This is a genomic window from Nocardia sp. NPDC004722 (assembly GCF_053601505.1).
In genome coordinates this window covers 1-21509 of record NZ_JBSGBY010000001.1, presented here as the reverse complement: position 1 = coordinate 21509, position 21509 = coordinate 1, and the positions used below count along the sequence as shown (strand labels likewise).

General features: G+C 66.2%; 30 protein-coding genes. 21 read left to right on the top strand and 9 right to left on the bottom strand.

Annotation, left to right across the window (positions count from 1 at the left end):
• The first annotated feature begins 9 nt into the window (after positions 1–9).
• From ACWELQ_RS00150 to ACWELQ_RS00060, 19 genes are all read left to right on the top strand, one after another.
• Positions 10–450 (top strand): phage gene 29 protein family protein, encoded by a 441-nt coding sequence (locus ACWELQ_RS00150; RefSeq protein WP_452394807.1) that lies wholly within the window; start codon positions 10–12, stop codon positions 448–450.
• A gap of 158 nt (positions 451–608) precedes the next feature.
• Entirely contained in the window at positions 609–1940 is a 1332-nt protein-coding gene (locus tag ACWELQ_RS00145) for a peptidoglycan DD-metalloendopeptidase family protein (RefSeq protein WP_452394806.1), read from the top strand.
• 23 nt (positions 1941–1963) lie between these two features.
• The gene (locus ACWELQ_RS00140) at positions 1964–2173 is read left to right on the top strand and encodes a holin (protein WP_452394805.1); all 210 of its coding nucleotides are present in this window, start codon (positions 1964–1966) and stop codon (positions 2171–2173) included.
• Between the two features lie 3 nt (positions 2174–2176).
• Positions 2177–2590: a hypothetical protein gene (locus ACWELQ_RS00135; protein ID WP_452394804.1), complete on the top strand. Its 414-nt coding sequence runs from the start codon at positions 2177–2179 to the stop codon at positions 2588–2590.
• Positions 2587–3429, top strand: coding sequence for a hypothetical protein (locus ACWELQ_RS00130; protein WP_452394803.1), 843 nt, complete (start codon positions 2587–2589; stop codon positions 3427–3429). The genes ACWELQ_RS00135 and ACWELQ_RS00130 overlap by 4 nt, the downstream gene beginning before the upstream one ends.
• 3 nt (positions 3430–3432) lie before the next feature.
• Complete coding sequence (locus tag ACWELQ_RS00125) at positions 3433–3816, top strand: hypothetical protein (protein ID WP_452394802.1); 384 nt, start codon at positions 3433–3435, stop codon at positions 3814–3816.
• The gene (locus ACWELQ_RS00120) at positions 3809–4126 is read left to right on the top strand and encodes an LtfC-like domain-containing protein (RefSeq protein ID WP_452394801.1); all 318 of its coding nucleotides are present in this window, start codon (positions 3809–3811) and stop codon (positions 4124–4126) included. The genes ACWELQ_RS00125 and ACWELQ_RS00120 overlap by 8 nt, the downstream gene beginning before the upstream one ends.
• A 6-nt stretch (positions 4127–4132) precedes the next feature.
• Positions 4133–5911: a phage upper tail fiber protein gene (locus ACWELQ_RS00115; RefSeq protein ID WP_452394800.1), complete on the top strand. Its 1779-nt coding sequence runs from the start codon at positions 4133–4135 to the stop codon at positions 5909–5911.
• Complete coding sequence (locus ACWELQ_RS00110; protein WP_452394799.1) at positions 5911–6465, top strand: hypothetical protein; 555 nt, start codon at positions 5911–5913, stop codon at positions 6463–6465. Before ACWELQ_RS00115 ends, ACWELQ_RS00110 begins: the two co-directional genes overlap by 1 nt.
• A gap of 144 nt (positions 6466–6609) precedes the next feature.
• A complete protein-coding gene (gene thyX / locus ACWELQ_RS00105) occupies positions 6610–7329 on the top strand; it encodes an FAD-dependent thymidylate synthase (protein WP_452394798.1) in 720 nt (239 codons plus the stop codon).
• Positions 7330–7360: 31 nt separating this feature from the next.
• Positions 7361–7858: a hypothetical protein gene (locus ACWELQ_RS00100; RefSeq protein WP_452394797.1), complete on the top strand. Its 498-nt coding sequence runs from the start codon at positions 7361–7363 to the stop codon at positions 7856–7858.
• Positions 7858–8103 (top strand): hypothetical protein, encoded by a 246-nt coding sequence (locus ACWELQ_RS00095; RefSeq protein ID WP_452394796.1) that lies wholly within the window; start codon positions 7858–7860, stop codon positions 8101–8103. Before ACWELQ_RS00100 ends, ACWELQ_RS00095 begins: the two co-directional genes overlap by 1 nt.
• A 35-nt stretch (positions 8104–8138) precedes the next feature.
• Positions 8139–8561: a hypothetical protein gene (locus ACWELQ_RS00090; protein ID WP_452394795.1), complete on the top strand. Its 423-nt coding sequence runs from the start codon at positions 8139–8141 to the stop codon at positions 8559–8561.
• A gap of 72 nt (positions 8562–8633) precedes the next feature.
• Complete coding sequence (locus ACWELQ_RS00085; protein WP_452394794.1) at positions 8634–9536, top strand: SPFH domain-containing protein; 903 nt, start codon at positions 8634–8636, stop codon at positions 9534–9536.
• On the top strand, positions 9533–9688 hold the full coding sequence (locus ACWELQ_RS00080; RefSeq protein WP_452394793.1) for a hypothetical protein: 156 nt from the start codon (positions 9533–9535) through the stop codon (positions 9686–9688). The genes ACWELQ_RS00085 and ACWELQ_RS00080 overlap by 4 nt, the downstream gene beginning before the upstream one ends.
• Positions 9688–10101, top strand: coding sequence for a DUF6915 family protein (locus ACWELQ_RS00075; RefSeq protein ID WP_452394792.1), 414 nt, complete (start codon positions 9688–9690; stop codon positions 10099–10101). Before ACWELQ_RS00080 ends, ACWELQ_RS00075 begins: the two co-directional genes overlap by 1 nt.
• Positions 10098–10613 (top strand): hypothetical protein, encoded by a 516-nt coding sequence (locus ACWELQ_RS00070; protein WP_452394791.1) that lies wholly within the window; start codon positions 10098–10100, stop codon positions 10611–10613. The genes ACWELQ_RS00075 and ACWELQ_RS00070 overlap by 4 nt, the downstream gene beginning before the upstream one ends.
• Before the next feature lie 13 nt (positions 10614–10626).
• Positions 10627–11166: a hypothetical protein gene (locus ACWELQ_RS00065; RefSeq protein WP_452394790.1), complete on the top strand. Its 540-nt coding sequence runs from the start codon at positions 10627–10629 to the stop codon at positions 11164–11166.
• A 29-nt stretch (positions 11167–11195) separates the two neighbouring features.
• Complete coding sequence (locus ACWELQ_RS00060) at positions 11196–11867, top strand: hypothetical protein (RefSeq protein WP_452394789.1); 672 nt, start codon at positions 11196–11198, stop codon at positions 11865–11867.
• Here ACWELQ_RS00060 and ACWELQ_RS00055 read toward each other — a convergent pair.
• On the bottom strand, positions 11845–12573 hold the full coding sequence (locus ACWELQ_RS00055) for a hypothetical protein (protein WP_452394788.1): 729 nt from the start codon (positions 12571–12573) through the stop codon (positions 11845–11847). The two genes, ACWELQ_RS00060 and ACWELQ_RS00055, sit on opposite strands and share 23 nt — an antisense overlap.
• A gap of 153 nt (positions 12574–12726) precedes the next feature.
• Here ACWELQ_RS00055 and ACWELQ_RS00050 point away from each other — a divergent pair, with 153 nt between their 5' ends.
• The gene (locus ACWELQ_RS00050; protein ID WP_452394787.1) at positions 12727–12948 is read left to right on the top strand and encodes a hypothetical protein; all 222 of its coding nucleotides are present in this window, start codon (positions 12727–12729) and stop codon (positions 12946–12948) included.
• A gap of 292 nt (positions 12949–13240) precedes the next feature.
• Here the strand turns inward: ACWELQ_RS00050 and ACWELQ_RS00045 are convergent, their stop codons facing one another.
• The 7 genes from ACWELQ_RS00045 to ACWELQ_RS00015 all read right to left on the bottom strand — a co-directional run bounded on the left by ACWELQ_RS00045 (position 13241) and on the right by ACWELQ_RS00015 (position 19478).
• On the bottom strand, positions 13241–13579 hold the full coding sequence (locus ACWELQ_RS00045; protein ID WP_452394786.1) for an XRE family transcriptional regulator: 339 nt from the start codon (positions 13577–13579) through the stop codon (positions 13241–13243).
• Between the two features lie 347 nt (positions 13580–13926).
• Positions 13927–14421, bottom strand: coding sequence for a DUF2637 domain-containing protein (locus ACWELQ_RS00040; protein WP_452394785.1), 495 nt, complete (start codon positions 14419–14421; stop codon positions 13927–13929).
• Positions 14422–14611: 190 nt separating this feature from the next.
• Positions 14612–15997 (bottom strand): tyrosine-type recombinase/integrase, encoded by a 1386-nt coding sequence (locus ACWELQ_RS00035; RefSeq protein WP_452394784.1) that lies wholly within the window; start codon positions 15995–15997, stop codon positions 14612–14614.
• Positions 15998–16294: 297 nt separating this feature from the next.
• Entirely contained in the window at positions 16295–17011 is a 717-nt protein-coding gene (locus ACWELQ_RS00030; RefSeq protein WP_452394783.1) for a maleylpyruvate isomerase family mycothiol-dependent enzyme, read from the bottom strand.
• Positions 17012–17021: 10 nt separating this feature from the next.
• Positions 17022–17756, bottom strand: coding sequence for a DUF998 domain-containing protein (locus ACWELQ_RS00025; protein WP_452394782.1), 735 nt, complete (start codon positions 17754–17756; stop codon positions 17022–17024).
• Between the two features lie 118 nt (positions 17757–17874).
• A complete protein-coding gene (locus tag ACWELQ_RS00020) occupies positions 17875–18294 on the bottom strand; it encodes a very short patch repair endonuclease (RefSeq protein WP_452394781.1) in 420 nt (139 codons plus the stop codon).
• Positions 18295–18335: 41 nt separating this feature from the next.
• Positions 18336–19478 carry a DNA cytosine methyltransferase gene (locus ACWELQ_RS00015; RefSeq protein WP_452394931.1) on the bottom strand — a complete coding sequence of 381 codons (1143 nt, stop codon included), beginning with the start codon at positions 19476–19478 and terminating at the stop codon, positions 18336–18338.
• Positions 19479–19753: 275 nt separating this feature from the next.
• Between ACWELQ_RS00015 and ACWELQ_RS00010 the strand changes: the two genes are divergently transcribed.
• Entirely contained in the window at positions 19754–20356 is a 603-nt protein-coding gene (locus ACWELQ_RS00010) for a putative glycolipid-binding domain-containing protein (protein ID WP_452394780.1), read from the top strand.
• Here ACWELQ_RS00010 and ACWELQ_RS00005 read toward each other — a convergent pair.
• Positions 20353–21303 (bottom strand): prephenate dehydrogenase, encoded by a 951-nt coding sequence (locus tag ACWELQ_RS00005; RefSeq protein WP_452394779.1) that lies wholly within the window; start codon positions 21301–21303, stop codon positions 20353–20355. The two genes, ACWELQ_RS00010 and ACWELQ_RS00005, sit on opposite strands and share 4 nt — an antisense overlap.
• Positions 21304–21509 lie beyond the last annotated feature (206 nt).

Below are 21509 nucleotides of genomic sequence, written 5' to 3'. Positions count from 1 at the left end.
ACAACTTTCGTGTACTCGACCTTCGACACCGTCGACTTCAACGACCCAGAGCAGCACTTCTCCGCAGCCCTGATCAACGTGCCCGGCCTCGGCCCCGGCGGCGTCGGTATCCCGCCAGCCTGGGCGGCGATCATCTCCAAACACCTCGTCGAGATCGGCTACGTGTGGGGACCGTGGCTGGCACGGCTGGCCGACGCGAACGGCAAGATCGACGTCAACGACCTGCCCAAGCAGACCAAGAAGCTCCAAGGGCCGGTGCGCGGCCCGAACAGCGTGTGGAACTCCGCAACCCAGTGGGTGCCCATGGACACCCCGGATCCGGACCTGATCGTGCTGCCGAGCCCCGATTCCATGACCGTGCAGGAACGCTCGGCCATGATCGACCTCTTCAAGGCCGGCGGCTACCTTCCCGAGCCGGAGGAGCCCACCAACTTCGCCGAAGAGCTGTAGGCCCGCAGCCCCGCGATCAAACATCTACCGGGCCTCACCGGGGCGGGTGACAATCAGGACAACCGGCGTTGGGGGCGCGGGTTTCCTGATTCGTCATGCGCCGCGCAGATGCGTGCGGCTGCGTCTGCCCTGGTGGGAGTTCTTCGTTGGTTCGCTGCATGCCCCTCAAGCAGGGGACCTACTCGATCGCGTCCGGGTTCGGGCCGCGCTGGGGCACCAGCCATCTCGGCCTGGACTTCGCCGCGGACGACGGCACCCCGTTCTACGCCGCCCAGTCCGGCACCGTCGCCTACATCGGCGACGCGTCCGGATTCGGCCAGTGGATCGTGATCGACCACCCGGCCGAATCCGGCGGCGGCACCACGGTCTACGGCCACATGTGGAACGCCTACGCGACCGGGCTGAGCCGCGGCGACCGGGTCGAGGCCGGGCAGCTGATCGGCTACGTCGGCTCCAATGGCCAATCCACTGGGCCGCACCTGCATTTCGAGGTCCACCCCACCGCGTGGGCGGCCGGATCCCAGATCGACCCGCAGCCATGGCTATCCGGCGCCATCGAGCCCGGGAACCCCGAACCCGAACAACCCCAGGTTGGTGATCGCGTGCAGACCCACTTCGGTATCGACATCGCGTCCTATCAGCGCGGCCTCGACATGGCCCGAGTGAAGGCCGAAGGCTTCGTCTACGTCATCGCCAAGGCAACCGAGGGCGGCGACTACGTCAACCCCGAATACGCCGCCCAGCGCGACGGAGCACGCGCCAACGGCCTGCTGTTCGCGGCCTACCACTATGTGCGCGACGGCGTCTCGGCCCGCGAACAGGTCGACAACTACACCGCGACCGAACCCGACCGTGCGATCCCGGTGATGCTCGATGTCGAAGTCGGCTCCGGCGGAATCGAACTCACCCGCGCGGTGGTCGACGAGTTCACCGCCTGCGGCTACCGAGTGATCCTGATCTACCTGCCGCGCTGGTTCTGGCACGGCCACATCGGACGCCCGGACCTGTCCGGGCTGCCGCCGCTGATGTCCTCGCACTACGTCGACGGCACCGGCTACGCCAGCGAGCTCTACCCAGGCGACGACCACCCAGGCTGGAGCGGCTACGGCGGCAACACCGTGGCGGTCTACCAGTTCTCCGAAAAGGGCAAGGTCGCCGGATACGTACTCGACGTCAACGCCTTCCGCGGCACCCGCACGGAACTCACCTCGCTATTCGGCTCCCAGGAGGACGACTTGCCCTACACACCCGAGGACCTCAAGGCCCTCATCTACGAATGCCTGGCCACCTACATCGGCCCCATCGGCAGCGACGTCAAGGACGTGCGCGAACAGCTGTGCGGCGCAGGCCAGCGCGACGCCGGACAGTACGGCGGCTGGCCGCAGCTCGGCGGCAAGACCGTGGTCGACAAGCTCGCCGAGCAGTCCCCGCCCGCGTGCGCGCGAACCTGCGCAGTCGCGGAGTGCCCCAACCGGGTTCCGGCCAACTGAAACACATTGAAGGACAACTGAATATGGCTGATGTATTTACCCGTGAAGGTCTGCTCGACTCCGGCAAGCGGGCGGTGAAGACGTTCGCGCAGTCGCTGGCCGGTTCGCTGGTGGTGTTCACTGGCGTGCTGGACGCGGACTGGACTGCCAGTGTCAGCGCCGCCGGTCTGGCCGCGCTGATCTCGCTGCTGACCAACGTCGCTGGCGACCAGCTGGCGGACAAGGTCCGATAGCCGATGCCGGTAGACGGTCACCCCTGGGTGGTGTGGGCGTCGGTCGCCGTCGCGGTCATCACGATCGCGGCGGCGGCCGTACCGAAAGTCCGCGAAATCCTGCGCCCGGTCATCGAATTCGTGGCTGGCGCGCGGGTGCGGCGCATTCAACGTCAGGCCCGAATCGAGGCCGCTGCCGCCATCCTCAACGATCAACGCGTCGAGCTGCTCTCGCTCCAGCTCTCCGGCGTCGCCGCCCAGCTCGACAGCGTGCTGGCCCAGGCCCGCGAAGACGCCGCCCGCTATCAAGCCCAGATCGCAGAGCTACGCACCGAGCTCGCCGACACCAAGGCCGAACTGACGGCCAGCCGCGTCGAGATCGCCGAATTGCGGTCCGCGCTCGCCGAATACGCCGAGAAGCGGGGGATCACTCCGTGAGTTTCCCAATCGGCAATCCGCCCGACGGCGCGTTCCGGTTCGGCACCAAATACGGCTTCGACATCGACAAAGACAAAGCCACCGCGTTCATGACCGGCGGTGTGAAGAAGTCCTACGCCGACGCCCGCAGCGCCATGAAGCAGAACGTCGACGATCCGCTGTCGGACAAGCCTTCCCTGTCGCAGGTGCCGATGGGCTCACCGCTGTGGGCGTCGATGGGCAAAGGCGAGGACACCACCTTCCCGCGTTCCCTGCTCACCTTTGGCGCGGCTTCGGCGACCTCAAGCGGCGGCGGTGGAAACGGCTCGCACTCTCATTCGTTGCGGTCGGTGCCCGACTATCAGCCCGCTGGCCACGGATCGAGCTTCCTGGAGATGGGATTCATCCAGGCACAACGGGATCGAACCTACACCGAGGTGGGGTTCATTACCGGTGACAGCATCACGGCCTTCGGGATCACGGCGTTCTACATCGGTGTGTTCCGGGTCGATCCCGCCAACGGCAACGTGAGCCTGCTCAACCCGATCTCAGCGAAGGTCGACATGCGCGGCAGCTTCGGTGCGACCAACACCGAGTACCGCTTCAACCTCGGCACGTCGATCACCGCCAAACAGGGCGATGTCTTCGGCGTCGGCCTGATCCAGGTCACCGTCACCGGCCAGACGTGCAGCTCGTTTCTGTGCATCACGCAGAACAACATCCAGCCCGCAGCCGGGCAGCCTTGGCCGCGCGCAGGTTACTGCTGGTCAGGCGGCTACAGGGAGATGCCGACCTTCATCGAGGAGAAGTACCTCTCCTACAAGGACTCCAACAAAGTTCCCTTCTACGTACTGCGATAGGCCATGACCGACAAGCTCAAGCACATCAAGGCATTCTTCGTCGCCAACGCGCTCGACGGGTTCGGGTCGCGCCGCTACATCGGATTCCACGACCTCGAGCACGCGCGCAAGTACATCCACAACTACGCGGTGCCCGGCCTGTACGCAGCGATCAAGTCCGACGACCCCGACTACGACCCTCAGGGCCCGCCCACCGAGGCTGCGACCAACGCCGCCACCGTCGTCTTCGCTCGCCACATCGAACGCGACATGGAAGCCCTCGAGCGCATCGACAAATCCGGCGACCTCTACCTGATGATGTGCACCCCCGGCCAAACCGGCTGCTTCATGGACGAGCTGCACGACGCGCTCACCGCCGATGACCCCGACTGGAGAACCCATGGCTGACAAATGGGAAATCGGTCTCGGCGTACCGAAACTCGTCGTCCACATCAAGAAGTACTCCGGCCTCGTCTGGCAATTCCGCTGGGCCGCAGGCAACTACCCGCCCGGCTGCGAGCTGTACCTGCTCGTCGGCTCCGGCGCCTCGCCCGTGCGCTGGCCGTTCACCATTCAGGAAGACCTCGCCACCTTAGTGGTGAAACAGACTGTGGCGGCCACGATTCCGGACCGCACCCCGGTCTATCTGATGTTCAAGGCCAACGCCGCCGCCGAACCCGACAACCTAGCGGCCGGGCAGGTCAAGGCATGGAAGTGAATCCCCATGACTGACGTCATCATCGGCGTACCGCCGAACATCCCCACTCTCGGCGCAGCACCGAGCCTGCCCACCGGCGGTGTCCTGGTGCCTGTGGCTGGCCGCGACGGGCACGGGATCGACCTCAACGGCGTCAAGAACGCCTACACCGAGCTGCCCGCCGGCCTCGGCCCCGACGACAACGGCCGCTGCTACCTCGTGCTCGACGACAACCTCGTCTACTTCTGGAACGGCGCAGCCTGGCCCGCCAAGGGCAAAGGCTCCCCGCTGCGTGGAGACAAGGGCGACCCCGGCCGCGGCATCGACGCAATCACCGCCACCCCAACCGGCCTGCGGTTCAACATGTCGGCCACCCCCACCGCGGTCGACGTGCCCATTCCCGCGCTGACCGTCGCCACCGACGCCGCAGCCACCGCCACCCGCAAAGCCGATGAATCCCTGATCAACGCAGGCGTGGCCGCCAACGCCGCAGGCGCGGCCGACGCCTCCGCCAAGGCCGCCGACGCGACCGCGAAATCGGCGAGCACCGCCTCGGCGACCGCCATCACGTCCCGTGACCAGGCTGCCGCCTCGGCGACCGCCGCGGCAACCTCGGCACGCAACGCCGCGGATTCCGCCACCGCCGCAGCAGGTTCGGCCACAGCAGCCGACACCTCGCGCGCAGGAGCACGCACAGCGGCCGACGACGCGACCGCCTCAGCCAACTCCGCCAGCGCCGCCCGCACCGACGCACAAGCCGCACGCGACACCACCCGCACCGATGCCAGCGCCGCTGCGGACTCCAAGACCAAAGCGGGCGAACACGCCGCCACCGCCAAGTACTGGGCCGAGCACGCCAGCGAAACAGTCGGATCTGGAATCCCGAACGCCGACAAGACAATCAAGGGCGGCATCATGCTGCCCGGGGCGAACCCCGGTGAGCTCGGCGGCACCTTCGAGCATCCAGCCGTCGTCGGCTGGAACACCAAGGCCGACATCAGCGCCCTCGACGGCAAGTACGCCAAACCCGCTGCCGGGATCCCGAGAACCGATCTCGACACCACGGTGCAGGGCGCACTCGACAAAGCCGCTACCGCCTACCAGCGGCCCGGATCCGGCATCTTGAAGGCCGACCTCGAATCGGCTGTGCAGACCTCACTTTCGCGCGCAGACTCGGCGGTGCAGGTCGACGGCACCGGAAAGATCCCGGCCGCGATGGTGCCCGCCATAGCCCTGACGGAGTTCCTCGGTGCGGTGGCAAGCCAATCCGCCATGCTCACACTGACCGGGCAGCGTGGTGACTGGTGCACACGCACCGACCGTGGCACCGACTGGCAGCTCATCGGCGAACCGTCTTCGCAGCTGTCGAACTGGCGCGAAGCGACCTATCCGGCCTCGCCGGTGTCCACCGTGAACGGCCGGACCGGCACAGTCACTACCGGATCCGCCGACATCACCGACGCCACCACGATCGGTCGGGCAGTCATCACCGCCGCCTCGGCCGCCGCCGCCCGATCCACCATCGGCGCAGGCACTTCCAGCCTGGTCGTCGGCACTACCGGCGGCACCGCTGCCGCAGGCGACGACCCGCGCCTGTCGGATCAGCGCACCCCCCTCGACGGCAGCATCACCAACGCCAAGATCGCGGCCGGTGCTGCCATCGCACTGTCGAAGCTCGCCACCGGAAACGTTGCAGGAAGCGACAATTCGGGAGCCCGTTCCCTGACTATCTGGGTGGGCAGTGAGGCCCAGTTCACCGCCATCGCAACCAAGGATCCCAACACGATCTACATGAGGACAGCCTGATGGTCGCCAGCATCAGCGCCGCAGCCGTCGCGAAAGTGTCTATCGGCAACACCGAGATCCGCGCCATCAGTCTCGGTAGTGCCGAGCTGTGGACCGGTGCGAAGTTCGAGCCCGTCAAGGCCACACTCAGTAGCGGATACAGTGCGCCGACCTCCTTCGGGCAGGTCAGTGGCTGGGCAGCCGACACGGCGAACTACCCGAAATCGGTTGTGTCGGGCGGAAAGCAGCTCCAGATCCCGAATCCGGGTACGGGCGTCACCGTCACCGCGACGATCCGGTTCAACAACCCCGCTCTCGGCACTCCCGACGCGACCTTGCGCCTCAACATCGACGGCACGCTGGTAACCGGTAGTGCGACCAGGGTGGGCTCGAGCAATACCGCGGTGTCCGTCACGGCCGTGAATGTCACGCTGAAGGCAGGCAGTCTCATCAGTGTCGACTCGACGGCCACCCAGCAGTACCAAGGCTGGGCCGCGTCCGCGGTTGCCGGTGCCACATCCTTCATCTGGGCCTACATCCCTGGAGCAGATGTAACCCGGACGAAGAAGGCGTAGTAGGACAGCACTTCCATCCATCCCATGCACTAGACGCCCGGCCACATACATGGCCGGGCGTCTTCTGCATTTCAGGACATCGGAAGATCTTCAGGGTGTAAAGCCGACCATCCCATGCATGCCATGGGATATAGGATTCTCGCTGTGAGTTTGTTTGTGCAGCCCCAGGTCACCATGATCGCCGCCACCAACCTGTGGCTCCCGGATGTCCCGGACTACGCCACCGGCGAGGACGCCCGCGATGACGGCGAGGAACTGGCGGTGTTCGCCGGACGCACCTGCTACCAGTCTTGGGAACGCCCCAACCCCGAGACCGCCACCACCGCCGGATACCTGAAAAACATTCTGCGGCAGAAGCATTGGAGCGTCCTTGAGCACGCCAACGCCAGCTTCTACATCACCGGCGTATCCCGCACCCTGACCCATGAACTGATCCGCCACCGGCATATTCCGCGCTCGGAACTGTCTCAGCGATACGTAGACGGCAACGAGGTCAAGTTCATCGTCCCGCCGCTGTACGAGAACGACCCGGACGCTATCCACGACCTTGAGCAGACCGCCCACGCGGGGCTGTCTAAGTACCGCAAGTGGGTCGAGACCTATCGAGGCCGCGGTGCCACTCACAAGGAAGCCCGCGAAGCCGCACGCGCTCACCTGCCCAACAACGCCGAATCCCGAATCGTCGTCACCGGCAACTACCGCGCCTGGATCGAATTCCTCATCCAGCGCGACGCGGATGGCGTCGACAAGGAAATCCGCAGGCTCGCTCAGCTGATCGGCCGCGAACTCCGCGACCAGGCGCCCAACGTCTTCGGTCCCGTCGCCCGCGACATCTGGCAGCCCCGCACGTCCCGCGCTGCCTGACGAAAACCGTTCCATCAAAGGAGAACCCGCCGTGGCGACCCCCACCGCCAAAGAGCTCGAATCCGTCGTCCGCTGGCTCGAGACGCGCGTCGGCCAGGACCAGACCGGAACCCTCGCCGACTATCTCGTCATCGCAAAAGGAGACCTATCCGACACCCGGGCAGAGGAAGTCAGGCAGTCCACCTTCGCCCAGCTGTTCTACGAGGCCGCACCGCCCACACGGCCCTGGGACATCGGCCCCGCCCGCACCTGGGAGCAGCTATCGGCTGCCGACCGCCGGTCCCAAATCGTCCGCGCGGCCCCGTTCGCTCAGGCACTCGAGAACGCCGGATGGACCAAGCCGCCCAAGAAGGCGCGCACATGGAACAGCCTCTCTGACGTGCCGGCCGACGTCATCGTCACCGACTGCGAAGGCGACCGGTGGGAGTACCGCGGAGGCAAATGGGGCCTCGGAACCGGCGGCAACTGGGGTTGCGACGCCTTCGGCAGCCCCAACACCTACGCACCCTTCCGGGAGTACCTGGGCTAATGCTCGACTCCCAGAAGCCCAGCGGGCCATGGGAAGTCGACGTAGATCTCACCTTCGCTGAGATCGCTGCACGCCGCCGCAACAGCCCAGGGCCACCACAGACCATCGGCCCCTCAGCGGATGTATTCGAGGCCGAGTACGCCCACATCCGCGCCTACAAGATCGCAGAACCAGAGCGCCTCAGCGCCTACCTCGGGCTCACCGTCGACGCCTTCGAGAAGCGCCTCCACCGCGCCAACTCCTGAAACACACACCCCAACAACCGAACTGGAGCACAGCCATGTCCACCTTCCCCTCCCCGTATTCGATCGAGACCAAGTCCACCGCCCTCGAACTGCTCGAACAGGCCCGCCAGGCAGGCATGAAGCAGTCCGACGCATGCGTAGTCGTGGCCGAGGAATTCGAGAACGGCCCGGCCGTATCCACCCTGCACGCCTGGGCACGCGAGTCCGGCATCTTCAAGGCCCACCGCGGAAAGCACAAGCGCACCAGCAAGACCCGCGTCGCGCCCGTCATCACCATCACCGCCGAGCCGGTCGCAGCAAAGGCCCCGATCGTCTCCACCGCTCCGACGGCTGCAAATCCGGATATCGCCAGCCTCCAGCGCGAGAACGCGCAGCTCGCCGGAGAGGTCGAGGGCAACAAGCGCGAAATCAAGGCCCTGCGCGGCCTGGTCATGCACTACATGCGCCCTGCCGCCTGATCCCCACACGCCACCGCCGCCGACCATGCGGCACCCACCTCGTGGTCGGCACTTAACCCCGAAAGGGCCTCCGTGCCTTTCCTCTTCACCCTCGGCTGCACCAGCCTGTTCATCGCGGCCGTCGCCCTCGCTGTGCGGATGGTGTTCCGGCACCGGTCATATCGGGATGTCCGCCAGCGCGGCGCCATCACCGCCGTCATCGCAGGCGCTATCGCTCTCGTCCTGTTCGGGCTCTCGTCGTTCACGGTCGTCAGCACCCGCAATGTGGGCATCACCACCTCGTTCGGCAAGCCCACCGGCACCCTGCCCAACGGCATCCACCCCGTCGCCCCGTGGCAGAAGGTCATCGAGCTATCCGGCACCATCCGAACCGATTCGCAGGCCGGCGGATTCGCCGACGGCAAATGCGACGGCGGCACCGCGGTCCGACTCGCCAACAATTCCACAGCCTGTGTGGATAACACTGTGCGCTACCGGATCGTGCAGACCGCCGCCGACGAGCTCTACCGCGACTACCAGAGCGACGACAACATCAAGAACAGCCTGGTCACCCGCGAACTCAACGCGGTCATCAATGGCGTGTTCGCCAGCTACAACCCACTGTCCGTCGAAGCCGCCGACGGCCCCAAACTCGATCAGCTCTCCGGCCAGGTCACCGACAAGCTCAAGGCCAAGATCGGCAAATGGATCGACGTCCAGGGCGTGATCATCAGCCTGGTCCACTTCGACCAGGTCACCCAGGACAAGATCAACGCCTACCAGGCACAGATCGCCTCCACCCGCATCGCCGAGGAATCCCAGCGCACCGCCGCCGCCCAGGCCCAAGCCAACCGCGTGCTGTCGGACTCGGTCTCGCGCGACCCCAACGTGTTGGTCGCCAAGTGCCTGGACCTGGTGTCCTCCGGCAAGGCGCTCCCGGCCGGATTCCAGTGCTGGCCCGGTACCGGCCTGGCCAACACCGTGCCCGTTCGATGAATCCTGCCTCCCACGCCGACCTCGTCGAAGCGGTGAAGAAGATCCAGGGCGGCGACGCTGATGCTGCTCTCGCGATGGCCTGCGCCATCGCTGAGGGGTCGGTGTCCCTGGAAGCCATCGTGGCCGCCGCCCGCGCCGCGCAGGCCAGCTGATGGCCCAATCCTGGCTCCACGCGCAGGCTTCCGCGCGCCACTTCGGCGGCGCACCCGACGACTACATCCGCATCCACGAATGGATCGACGGCTTCAAGGCCATGGTCGGCGACGTCACCCACCGCCAGTACCGGCACAACAGCCACGGCCCCTGGATGGCCCAGGAAGTGTTCGGCCGCACCATCACCAACAGTGCGGGCAAACAGATCCTCGTCCGCGACATCGCCGAGAACCACATCGTGGAAGACCTCGGCTGGCTCCCCTCGCCGGCCGACTGGTCAGCGTGCCTGACCTGCAAGGTCTGGATGGGCGGCAAACGCAACAAATTCATCGGCCGCGAAGAGCTGCTGGAAAAGGCGCTCCCGCATCCCAACAAGATCCACGGCATAGCGCCAGAACAGGACCCGGCATGACCGCCGCCCACCCCACCACACTCGCGGGCCGACCCATCAGCGGGAAGATCGCCCGCCGCGGGTTCGGTAACCAGCGCCCCATCGAAGACCTCGTCGCGGTACTCGACGCCGTGTTCGCCTTCCCCGAGGTCCAGAAGATCCAGTGGGAGCAGTACACCCCCAGCTGGAACGACGGCGAACCCTGCGAGTTCAGCGCCGAGACACCGGCGTTCCTGATCGACGGCGTCACCAGCGACCTCGAAGACGATGACGACGACGAAGACGACGAACAGCGGCACTTCACCTCGGCCTGGGACATCAAGTACGGCAACGTCATCGGACCCGACAGGTACAACGAGCCCGTCCGCTACCCGCACCTGAGTGCTGGCCTGGTCGACGCACTCATCGAGCTCAGCGAGGCATTCGAGAGCGAAAAGCACTACGTCGCGTTGCAGGCCCACTTCGGCGACCCCAGCATAGTCACCGCCACCCGCGACGGCTTCCACGTCGAGACCTCCGATAGCGCCTTCTGACAAGGGAATTCGCATGAGCCACACCAACACCCTCGCCGGTCGGCCCATCACCGGCGACGTCCACCACTACACCAACAAGGAACGCGTCGATCAGCGCCCGATTGAGGAACTGCTTGACGCCTTCGACGCCATGCTCGCCTTCGCTGAAGTCGAAGCGATCCGCTGGCACCAGTACACCCCGTACTTCAACGACGGCGACGCCTGCGAATTTGGCTTCGGCGATGTCCTCGTGAAGTGGGTCGGCCAGGACAACGGCGGGGACTACGGAGATGGATTCTTCAGCACCTCCGGCGACTTCCCGCCCGGCTACTGGGACACCCACTACCGGCCGTGGGTCCGCCGCGAGCATGACCTGCTGCCCGGCTGCTTCGAGGACATGGTCTATGGCCCCGCCGGAACCCAGCGCAACGACATCAAGCTCGCGCACAAGAACCTGTCCCGGCTGATCCACAGCTGCGCATTCGAAGACCAGATGCGGGAATCCTTCGGCGACCCCGGAGAGATCACCGCCACCCGCGACGGGTTCCACGTCGAGTTCTACGAGCACGAATAGCCACGAAAGCCACTATGAGCCTCCCTGATATGCACTTGACCGCCGAGAGCCTGTTCTCCAAGTTCGGATTCAGCGACGGCGATCAGGTGCAGGAATGGCTTTGGAGCATCGAAGAACTCGGCTACTACGTCGACGCCTGGGACCAGATCGACGACCACGCCGTACTTCGGCAGCTCGTCCGTGAACATCTGCTTCCCGGCATCCCCGGCGAGTTCACCGTGTGCGATATCTCCAGCCACCACAACCCGATTCGAATCGACACATGGCGCGGCCAGCCATGCGGCGACCACACCACGGCCCCGTCGGAAATCTCGGACATCGCCATCGACGTACCGGCCGCGGCAGTGATCGCCGAATTCAAGACCGCGGCAGGTGGCACCACTGTCCGGCACGCCCGCGACATCCCTGACCGCGAGTTCCTCGACGCCGTCGCCTACGCCATCGACTGGTGCCAAGGCCGCTGGGCACTGCTCACCGACCTGTGCGCCATCCTCGAAATGCGTGGCTACCGAATCGAACACGGCCCAGGCAACAGCGAGCAGGCGGAAATGCCAAGCAAACTCGTCCGCGCCAAAGCGCAACGCCTCATCGACCGCGGATTGCTCGAAGGGTGCGCGTGTGGTTGCTTTGGTGGGTTCGATGTCACTGAGGCGGGATGGGGCCTGCTGACCTCTATGTCTATTGGTCAGTCCGGCTCCTGATGGCTGCTCTGAGCAGCGTGTATACGGCCCGCGCAGCAACCCCTGTTGCGTATCCGGTCGCGGCCCCGCCGACACCGCCAGCGGTGATTATGCTGAGTGCGGTCATAATCGATCGCACAGTTTCGCGAGTGGGCACGGTCTGCTGATCCGGGTTCAGGGTGTTGTGGATAGTCGACACTGAAACCGGAGCGCCGGCTTTCTTGGCCTCGGCGCTGATCTTCCTGAGCGAGGGTTTTCCGCTCTCCTCGACAAGTTCGTTCAGCCGCTTCTTCATCTGGACCAGTGGATCCTCGCCGTCGCGCAGCAGAACATCGTCGATTCCGGTGGCAGGCCCTTCGTCCTCAAAGATGCTGAACATGTCGGGGAGGGGCTCATCCTCAGAGTCAGGGTCCAATGTGTGGACGTCGCAGCTACCTGCAAGGTGCCGCTGCAATTCGACTTCCGCCTCAAGGGCCGAACGACGCTTCATCCAAGTCGCTACATCGCCACCCCAAGCGGTAACCAACACGGCGAGCGTCCCACGTGAAGGGACGACATTGCCGCCGATCGCCTTGTACATAGCCGATCTCGACGCCTTCCCCTCGATCGCGAGGTCTTCGATCGTGGGCGCGTCGGCTCCCGCGCTGTCCCTCAGCGCTCGCAGGTTCAGCGCGAAGCGCTCGGTCGGGCTGCCGTTTGGGTCAAGCGGTTTGGGTCGTCGTGCCATCTGAACAGCCTTTTGTCTCTCGTTGACTGAATTCTATCAATCGTCCAGTTGTCGTGTTTTGTATCCCGTACTTTGAACACCGCTCGGAGTGTGGTTAACTGTCCATCGTCCAGGTCAGATGCGCATTCTGGCTACCCTCAACCGAGGAGCGTTATGCCTCAGGTCACCGAAAACAAGTCTCGCGATGATGAACAGCCCGACCCCGATCGCCGCCGTTGGTACGAACGCCCTGCCGGGATCATGCTCCTGCATGTTGCCGGCGGTCTGATGACCACCTGCATCGTCGCGGGTCTGGCGGGCAACGCCCAGGTCGACTGCCAGTACAGTACGAGCACTGAAACCTGGTCGTGCACTGCGACCTGGAGCGACGCCTAATAATTCCGATTGCAGTACCCCAGCCGACCACAAGGCGGCTGGGGTTTTTTATGCTTCCGCCCGGTCGGCCATCCATGCGTACGGATCCCGGTTTCGTGTCTGGATAGTCTCCTTGCACTCGGAGCACATCAGTCCACCCTCGGGCAACCGCTTCTCACCGCAGATCCCGCACATCTTCACTTCGTCCGTCACAAGTGAGATCGTATCCGCAGGTGACGACGCGATTCGGTTCCGGCTCAAGGCAAACTTGACGACCGGTTGTGGCGATTCCCTCCACGATTTCGCCGTGAGGCTAGTCGTCGAGTTGTGCCCGCCGCCAGCGTCGTAGCGCTTCGGTCTGCTCGGGATCGGAGGTGAAGGCGAACTCGATGCGCAGGCCGGTGGAATTGGCGGTCCGCAGAAGCCATTCGACGGTGTACTTGCCCAGGCGGCCCATCATGAGGTGGGACAGGTTCGTCGGGGCCGTCCCGAGCAGGGTAGCCAGTTCGGATCGAGTGACGCGGAGTTCTGCCGCTTGGTTGACGATGGCCAAGGCCGCGGCGACGCGTACTTTGGCGAGCGGGTCATCGGGCGCGAAGTCGGGGTAGTCGCGGATCATCGCCCGGATGGCGTCGATCTGGTTCGCGATCATGTCACTCCGTTCCTCGCTGCATGCGAGACGATTCTCCATGGGCGTGAGAAGCGGTGTACGAGGGGCTATCTGGGCGTGCGTCATCGCCGGTGCTCTCTCATCGTGAGTCCGTTGGATTGGTTCTCGTTGAGCGTGTCGATGGGTTGGGCCGGTGGTGGCCGTGGATCCTGATCACCGAGGCGTCGGCTGACGGCGGGCCGTGCTTGAGCCCCTCGGCCGCCTGGCGGGGTTGCGAGGCGGCCGAAGGGGCTGATGCCGGCCAGGCGCGCGGGCACGCCGCGGCTCGCCGGGATGCCGCGTACGGCCACCGGTGTGCGCGAGGTGTCTGTGTGCCCGGCCGGGTGCAGTCAAGCTGCCGGAGCAGCCTCCAGGATCTCGACCGGAAGCAGTTCGGGGGAGTGCTCGATGGTCGGGGCCACGGTGGCGGCCGACGTGGTGGTCTCCTTCGACTCCGTCCACAGCATCATCGTCAGGTGGGTGATCAGCAGCAGCACCAGCGGCGGCACCGCGGAGATCGCAACACCGATCCAGGAGCCTGAGTTGTACCAAGCCGCAAGGCCGTTGCCCACGACCGATAGCAGCGCGCCGAAGAACAGCAGTGTCCACGCGTAGCCTTTGCGTCCGCGTCCCTTGAACGCGGCAGCGGCGATGGTCGCGCCGATCACGAGGCCGTCGACGACTAGCGGGATGGACCACGCGTGCGCGGTGTGGAACTTCTCTGCGAGTCCGGACAGGTCGGAGTAGCTGATGAGGAATGAGAACGCGCCGACGGCGACCGAGCATGTGGCGGCGGCCTGAACGGCGGTGACGCGCGAGAGCGAGTCCTTAGCGCGAGTTAGCATGAAGATGCACCAACCTCTACTTGGTGTTTTGAACCCCCGCGGAGTGGGCGCTCGGCGGGGGTTCGCGCTTTTCTGAATGGGTTTCGCCCTATGTGGGCAGGTCGGGTAGGGTTCAGGTTCTCAGGGGATCTCCCATCTCCCTGGGGTGGTTTGAACCCCCGCAGTCCGGTGAATCTGCGGGGGTTTTCCTTTAGGCGGACAACGCCATTCCGAGCGACTGCGGCTTCATGTCCAGGGCCAGGAAGGCGTCCAGCCGGTCGAGAGCGTCTCGCGCGGTGGCCTGGCCGATGTGGGTGTAGATCAGGGTTGTGGCCACGTCGGTGTGGCCCAGGATCATCTGGATGGTCTTCGGGTCGACGCCAGCCTCGTGTAGCAATGTGGCTGTGGTGTGGCGGGTTTCGTGCACGAGCAGGTCCTCCGGCAGGCCGGCCAGCTTGGCGCACTCCTTGTAGAGGTTCCAGGCGTACCGCGGCGGCAGCGGACGCGCGCCCCAGTTGCGGCGGCCGTCCTCGGAAGGCGCTGCGTCGCTACGGGGATCGAGGAAGACCAGGTTGTACTTGTTGTCCGGGCGGTTGCGTGTCAGCTGCGCCTGAAGCATTAGGAACGCATTGAGCTGCGGGGTCGTCGGCAGCTTCCGGATGCCAGCGCCGGACTTCGGGCGGGTGAGGAACATGCTGTCGATGAGGTGCTGGTGCTCGTAGTCGACGTTGAAATCGAAGAAGCCTTGCGGGCAGGACGCGCCGCGCTTCTTGCCACACGGCCAGCCCTTCTCCTCGTGCTCGACACCGCATCCGTGGGTCTTGGTGTGGGACTGGAGCTGCCATTCGAAGTCGACCCAACCGCCCATGCCGTCGGCGGTTTCCGAGAGGGCCACACGGTCCCAGGTCAGGCCCAGCACCTCGCCTAGGCGCACGCCGGTGAACAGGTGCACGGCCAGAGCGACGGTGTAGGGGTGTTTGGCTTCGTAGGCGCTGCGCAGCAGATGCTTGGCCTGCTCAGCGGCCATGGCGCGCCGCTTGCTCTTCGGTGCTGATGGCGGGTTCGCGAACTCGGCTATGTTGCGGGCGATTTCGTCGCGCCGGTAGGCGTCATGGAGTGCGGAGTGCATGATGCGGTGCGCGAGCCGAGCGGTGGCGATGCCGTCCCAGCGGCCGTTGTACTCCTTGCGGATCCGCTTGACGATCTCGATGTACATGTCATCGAGGTCGTCGGAGGTCAGCTTCTTCAGCCGTGTGTCCCCTATGAGCGGGATGATGTGCGCCTCGATGATCGACTTGTGGCCGCCTCGGGTCTTGGGAGTGAGCCGCTTCTTGGCGATGTCGTCGATCCAATGCCGCATCCACCACTCCACGGTCCCGTTACCGGTCGTGGGGGCAAGGCCCTGTCGCGCCCGGTCAACCATGTCGCGGAGTTTCTCGAGGGCCTCGTCGTAGTCCTTGCTATACGCGGAGAGCCGCCGCGGGCCGTCGTTCTCGGCGTTGGGATTGGCCTGGGAGGCTTCATAGACTCCCTTGGCCGGCCGCCAGGTGCAGCTGGGGGCGCCGTTGGGCACGCGCTTGGTTTTGCTCTTCGGCACGGGGTTCCTTCGTCAGGTTTTCGATCGCAGCGGGAGTGTCAGCGGGGCCGTTTTCGGCACTGCCGACAATCGGCACTACCGATAGATACTGCCGACATCTACCTACGTGCAACCGCACCACATTCCATGCGATTGCCTGCTTGACCTGAGGATATCCCGACCGGAACCCGTGGGATATGGGACTTTACACCCCGTTAGATGTGACTACGGATCAGAAGGTTGGGAGTTCGAGTCTCTCCGGGCGCGCAGTACAGGAGCCCCGCACCGAATGGTGTGGGGCTCCTGGCTTTTGGCGTCCTATTTCCAGGCGGCGAGGTTGGGGAGGTCGCCGGTGAGGTCGGTGCCGGGGGAGCGGCCGATGAGCCAGGCGGCGAGGGCGGCGGCGGGGCCGGTGACGGTGGTGGCGGGGGTGCCGATGGTGGCGGTGAAGCCGGTGTCGGTGGCGGTCACGGTGAAGCCGGTGCCGTCGGCGGGCTTGACCTCGGTGGCGGACTGGGCGAGCAGGCGGGTGGTGAAGTCGGCGGGCCAGTCGGCGGGGGTGTAGCCGAGATTCAGGTCCACATGGTGGATCTCGACCTCGAGCAGGCGCATCCAGACCACGCGGGTGGCGGGGATTTCGCCGCCGGCGCGATTGCGGACCAGGGTGGACCAGCGGTCGGCGGGCATCACCCGGGCCAGGGCCAGCCAGCGCTCGTGCGATGCGGTGAGGTCCTCGAGCTGTTCGCGCAGCGGGCGGGGCGCACCGGCCTCGATATCGGCCTCGCGCAGGAATTGGCTTGCGTACTGCGGGGTTTCGATGCCGGTGCGGGCCCACAGCAGCAGGTTGACCAGGCTGTCGGCATTGCGGGACAGATGGGCCAGCACATGGCCGCGGGTCCAGCCGGGCAACAGGGAGGGCTCGGCCAGGTCGGCCTCGCCGAGGGCGGCGACCGCGGGGAGCAGTCGAGTGGTCGCGGTGGCGACGATATCGAGCTGGGCGGTGGTGTCGGCGAGTTGCGATGCGTCGCTGGTCACACCTGCGACCCTAGTGGTTCGACACCCCGGAATCCCGTTCGGCGACAACGATTTGCACCGCCAGCGCCACCAGCCACAGCGACATCGCCCCGACCTGGATGCGCTGCGCGATGCCGAGTCCGTAGTTGCCGGGCAGATTGTCGGCGATCAGCATCCACGCCGTCACGGCGGAACCGACGATCAGAATCCACAGGCCGGTGTGCCGCAGGATCGGCCAGCGCCGGTACTTGAAGGCCGCCACCGTGAACGCGAACATGGCGATATAGATGGAGAACACGGCCAGCGTGCTGGTCAGCGCGTGAATCTGATGCAGCTGCGGGAACAGTCCGGTGTCGACATACCGTTTCGGCCCGTCCGGATCCTCCGGTTCGATGGGCCACTGGGCGTCCGCGATGGTGGACAGGCCGAAGCAGGTCAGGGCCGCCCAGCCGATATTCGAGTACAGCCGCCGCGAGAACAGCAGCAGGCCACCGATTCCCGCCGCCACCAGCAGCGAACCGGACACGGTGTCGCCGGTGGAGAACACCCAGCGGAACGGTGCGCCCTTCTCGGCCAGCTGGCTGAGGAAGGTATTGGTGGGGTTGCTGTCGATCGGCAGGATGAACTCCAGCACCCAGGACGAATAGCCGAGTCCGGCGACGGCGATCAAGATCGCGATGAGCCATCGCAGCGCCCGTCGCCATCGCGGCTGCCGAGCTGTCGTGCTCGGAGCCGCGTCGGCTAGTTTCTGCTCGGTTGGCGTCATCACCGCGCTCGCTTTCGCTGGCCTCGCTTACTCGTACTCCCTGCCCGGAGTTGCCCTGTTCGGACTGGTCAGCCTGTCCGATATACCGACCATTGTCTCCCATTCGGAAACATGTCCGTCACATGCCGCGTGCCAGGGCCCGCATCACCAGCTCGGCGGCCGATTCCGGGGACTCGTGTTCCCACACCCGCACCACGGTCCAGCCCGCCGCCGCCAGCCGCGAATCGGTGTCGCGGTCGCGGGCCACGTTCCCCGCCAGTTTCTCGGCCCACCACCGGGCGTTGTTCTTCGGGCGTGTCGCATGCTCGGGGCAGCTGTGCCAGAAGCACCCGTCCACATAGACCGCCACCTTCCGCCGCGGGAACACCAGGTCGGCCCGCCGCCGCAGACCGGGCAGCGGAGCCCGATCTACGAAGAACCTCTTTCCCTGGCGATGCAATTCCCGTCGCAGCGCGATCTCCGGTTTCGTGCCCACCCGCCGTTGTCTGGCCATGCGCGCACTGGTCGCGGCGTCCGTCGTCGGGCGTGCGTCTGCCATCAGGCCATCCTGCTGACGGCGGCCACCCTCGGCAAGATGCCTCACGCGGCTTCGCGCGGTGCGCCTCCCATGCGCTCGAGATGGTTGGCGACGTCCTCGAGGAAACCGTCGGGGAAGCGCAGCGAACCCATGGCGGTGCGACGCAGGAACCCCGCGGTCGCCCGCGCCGACAGCAGCCGGGAATCATCGAGGAACCAGCGCAGATCCTCGTACGGCGCGTGAACGGGCCAGGTGGACACCGGAACCCGCCGCACCTCCCCGCCGTGCCCCCAGGCCGCGGTCGGCCAGCTGCGGCGGGTCAGCGGTTCGCCGTCGGGATACGGATCGTCGGCGGGGTTGGTGACGCGCTCGGCGATCCAGGACGCCATTCGCACGCTCACCGCATTGCCGACCAGCTTCCAGCGATGGCCCTTGCGGACCCCCGGCACCGCCAAAGCCGGTGTCGTCCAATCCCGGTCGAAGCCCTGCAACCGCTCCGCGTCGGTGATCCCCGGCGTCACCAGCTCACCGGACGGCAGCCGCACCGCAGGCGGGCTCGCGATGCCCAGTGCCGAACCGCCTTTCAGCGTCGGCACCGCGTTCACCGCCCAGCCCAGGCCGCGGTTGCCCTCGGTCCAGTAGAAGCCGCACGGATCGTGCAGCGGATCGCCGACCTCGCGCGGCCCCGCGTCCGCCCCGAACAGCACCGGCCGCGGATCCTCGGTGCGCGAGGCCAGCATCAGCACCCGCTCCCGCCGCTGCGGCAGCCCGAAGGCGCGCGCGTCCACCACCCGGTAGGCCCAGGTGTAGCCGAGTTCGGTGAGGGCATCGGTGATGTGGCGCATGGCCGCGCCGCCGCCGAGCTGCAGCATGAACGGCACGTTCTCGATGAGCAGCCAGCGCGGGCCCTTCTTGCGCTTGACCAGACGGAACACCTCGTCGACCAAACCCGAACGGGCGCCGGTGATTCCGGCGGTGCGCCCGGCCTGCGAGAGGTCCTGGCAGGGGAATCCGGCCGCCACCAGCTCCGTCCCCGACGGCAGCGCGCGCAGCTTGGTCACATCGGAATGCAGTGGCACATCGGGGAAATGCGCGGCGAGCACCGCCTGCGCCCCGGAATCGATCTCACAGAGCAGTTCACTGCGCCACCCGTGCGCCGCGAGCCCGAGCTCCAGCCCGCCGATGCCGGCGAACAGGCCGACCATCCGCGCGCCCGTCACAACAGTCCCTTTCACCCCGGAGTCCCCCCGTGCCCAGAGGAGGTTACTCGAGTCCCCTCGCCCGCACCGTGACCAACACCCATCCCGGCCCCCGCCCAGAGCCGTTCGCTATCACTCGGGCGGTTGATCAGCAGGCGATGGCGTGCGCAAACGCCGAGAACCGGTCGGCACCATTGCATGTTGATCACGATGTCGCGCACGAGGAGTGATACCGGCCGGGGAGCGCGGGCGGGCGGGCGGAGGGAACTACGGTGATAGGCGTGACGGATAACGGGAATGCGGAAGCCAAGCCGGGTGCGCCGCGGTGGCCTGCCATTCTCACCTGGCGGGCACACAATGCGTCGCGGATGGAGTCGGCCCGGGTGGTGCTGAGCGGCAATCGGATTCGGGCCGCGGGCCGCATCATCGCCGGGGACTGCGAGGATCACCCAGCCTTCAGCGCCTCCTACGACCTGGTCACCGACGAACTCGGGGTCACCAAGCGACTCTCGCTGCGCAGCACCCTCGCCACCGGGGAACGGCACGCCTCCATCGCCCGCGACGAGGAGGACTACTGGCTCATCGACGCCGGAAACACCCACGTCCGCTCCACTTTCGGCGGTGCGCTGGACGTGGACGTGGTGCTGAGCCCGTTCTTCAACACCCTGCCCATCCGCCGCTACGGGCTGGCGCACGCCAGCGAGGACGTGCAGGTCCCCGTCGTCTACGTGCGCCTGCCCGACCTGCTGGTGCAGGAAGCCAGCCTCACCTACAGCAGCGGACCGGACGGCATCCACGTGCTGTCGCCGGTCTCCTCGGCCACCGTCACGGTCGACGAGGACGGCTTCCTGCTCGACTATCCGGGCCTGGCCGAACGGATCTAGTCCAGCGCGGTGAGGACGCCGCCGGAGCGTCCGGCGTCGATCAGCTTGGTGAGCCAGTTGTGCTCACCGGGGCGGATATCGGTGATCACCCAGCGCTCGTGGTCGTCGAATTCGGTGCGGGCGTCGTGCCCGGCCTCGGCCAGTTCGGCGAGAGTGCCGTTGGCGCGGAGGCTGTCGCGGGCCTGGGTCAGTACTTCCAGGGTGTCGTCCAGGACGTCCAGCAGGGCCGCCGCATTCGGTTCGCAGATGGCGCGGACCAGGTCGGGTGCGGTGGCGGCGACCCGGGAGCCGTCGCGGAAGGACCCGGCCGCCAGGCCCAGGGCCAGCGGGCCGCCGTTGGAACCCTCGATGGCGAGGGCCTCGGCCAGGACATGGGGTAGGTGCGAGATGCGAGCCACCGCGCGGTCGTGTTCCACCGCCAGCACCGGCACCACCACCGCGCCGCAATCCAGGGCCAGCCGCGCGACACGCCGGAAGTGGTCGGCGTGCACACCGGGATCCACGCTGACCGCCCAGGCCGCGTTCTTGAACAGGTCGGGACTCGATGCCGCCCAACCGGATTCGCTGGTCCCGGCCATGGGATGGCCGCCCACGTACTTCGCGCCCAGCTCATGGCGCTGTACGGCTGCCGCGACCGGGGCCTTCACGCTCACCACATCGGTCAGCACGCAGTGGGGGGCGTAGGTCTTCACATCCGAGAGCACGGCGTCGATGGCCGGCATGGGCACGCCGATCACGATCAGCGCGTCGCGGTCGGCGGCGCGGGTGAGCACCGCGGACACGTCGCTGGTCACGTCGTAGCCGTCCAGTCTGGCGGCCTTCGCGCCGACCTCGGAACGGTTGTAGCCGAACGCCTCGTACCCGGCCGCGGCGGCGGCGCGCAGCACCGAACCCCCGATCAAACCGGTACCGAGGACGCAGACAGCTGGTTTGGAAGTGCCCGTCATCCGATCAGATTCGCATACGACTTCAACATTTCCCCCGAAGCGGACTACCGTTGCGCCCATGGCAGCACAGCGCTCGAGCACGAACAGGGCGGCGTCGGACGAAAACGACGACGTGGAAGGGTTCGCAGTGGCGGTTGTCCGCGAAGAAGCCAACTGGAAAGTGACGCCCCTGAGCGACGCGGCACTGTCCAGTCTGTCCGCGGCCG

Bases quoted from the DNA above. Each gene is read 5' to 3' on its own strand.
- ACWELQ_RS00040 (WP_452394785.1), bottom strand. From the start codon at position 14,421: ATGCTAACTCGCGCTAAGGACTCGCTCTCGCGCGTCACCGCCGTTCAG.
- ACWELQ_RS00055 (WP_452394788.1), bottom strand. From the start codon at position 12,573: ATGGCACGACGACCCAAACCGCTTGACCCAAACGGCAGCCCGACCGAG.
- ACWELQ_RS00080 (WP_452394793.1), top strand. From the start codon at position 9,533: ATGAATCCTGCCTCCCACGCCGACCTCGTCGAAGCGGTGAAGAAGATC.
- ACWELQ_RS00050 (WP_452394787.1), top strand. From the start codon at position 12,727: ATGCCTCAGGTCACCGAAAACAAGTCTCGCGATGATGAACAGCCCGAC.
- ACWELQ_RS00045 (WP_452394786.1), bottom strand. From the start codon at position 13,579: ATGATCGCGAACCAGATCGACGCCATCCGGGCGATGATCCGCGACTAC.
- ACWELQ_RS00140 (WP_452394805.1), top strand. From the start codon at position 1,964: ATGGCTGATGTATTTACCCGTGAAGGTCTGCTCGACTCCGGCAAGCGG.
- ACWELQ_RS00090 (WP_452394795.1), top strand. From the start codon at position 8,139: ATGTCCACCTTCCCCTCCCCGTATTCGATCGAGACCAAGTCCACCGCC.
- ACWELQ_RS00070 (WP_452394791.1), top strand. From the start codon at position 10,098: ATGACCGCCGCCCACCCCACCACACTCGCGGGCCGACCCATCAGCGGG.
- ACWELQ_RS00120 (WP_452394801.1), top strand. From the start codon at position 3,809: ATGGCTGACAAATGGGAAATCGGTCTCGGCGTACCGAAACTCGTCGTC.
- ACWELQ_RS00005 (WP_452394779.1), bottom strand. From the start codon at position 21,303: ATGACGGGCACTTCCAAACCAGCTGTCTGCGTCCTCGGTACCGGTTTG.
- ACWELQ_RS00110 (WP_452394799.1), top strand. From the start codon at position 5,911: ATGGTCGCCAGCATCAGCGCCGCAGCCGTCGCGAAAGTGTCTATCGGC.
- ACWELQ_RS00075 (WP_452394792.1), top strand. From the start codon at position 9,688: ATGGCCCAATCCTGGCTCCACGCGCAGGCTTCCGCGCGCCACTTCGGC.
- ACWELQ_RS00145 (WP_452394806.1), top strand. From the start codon at position 609: ATGCCCCTCAAGCAGGGGACCTACTCGATCGCGTCCGGGTTCGGGCCG.
- ACWELQ_RS00125 (WP_452394802.1), top strand. From the start codon at position 3,433: ATGACCGACAAGCTCAAGCACATCAAGGCATTCTTCGTCGCCAACGCG.
- ACWELQ_RS00025 (WP_452394782.1), bottom strand. From the start codon at position 17,756: ATGACGCCAACCGAGCAGAAACTAGCCGACGCGGCTCCGAGCACGACA.
- ACWELQ_RS00020 (WP_452394781.1), bottom strand. From the start codon at position 18,294: ATGGCAGACGCACGCCCGACGACGGACGCCGCGACCAGTGCGCGCATG.
- ACWELQ_RS00065 (WP_452394790.1), top strand. From the start codon at position 10,627: ATGAGCCACACCAACACCCTCGCCGGTCGGCCCATCACCGGCGACGTC.
- ACWELQ_RS00115 (WP_452394800.1), top strand. From the start codon at position 4,133: ATGACTGACGTCATCATCGGCGTACCGCCGAACATCCCCACTCTCGGC.
- ACWELQ_RS00060 (WP_452394789.1), top strand. From the start codon at position 11,196: ATGCACTTGACCGCCGAGAGCCTGTTCTCCAAGTTCGGATTCAGCGAC.
- ACWELQ_RS00015 (WP_452394931.1), bottom strand. From the start codon at position 19,478: ATGGTCGGCCTGTTCGCCGGCATCGGCGGGCTGGAGCTCGGGCTCGCG.
- ACWELQ_RS00095 (WP_452394796.1), top strand. From the start codon at position 7,858: ATGCTCGACTCCCAGAAGCCCAGCGGGCCATGGGAAGTCGACGTAGAT.
- ACWELQ_RS00135 (WP_452394804.1), top strand. From the start codon at position 2,177: ATGCCGGTAGACGGTCACCCCTGGGTGGTGTGGGCGTCGGTCGCCGTC.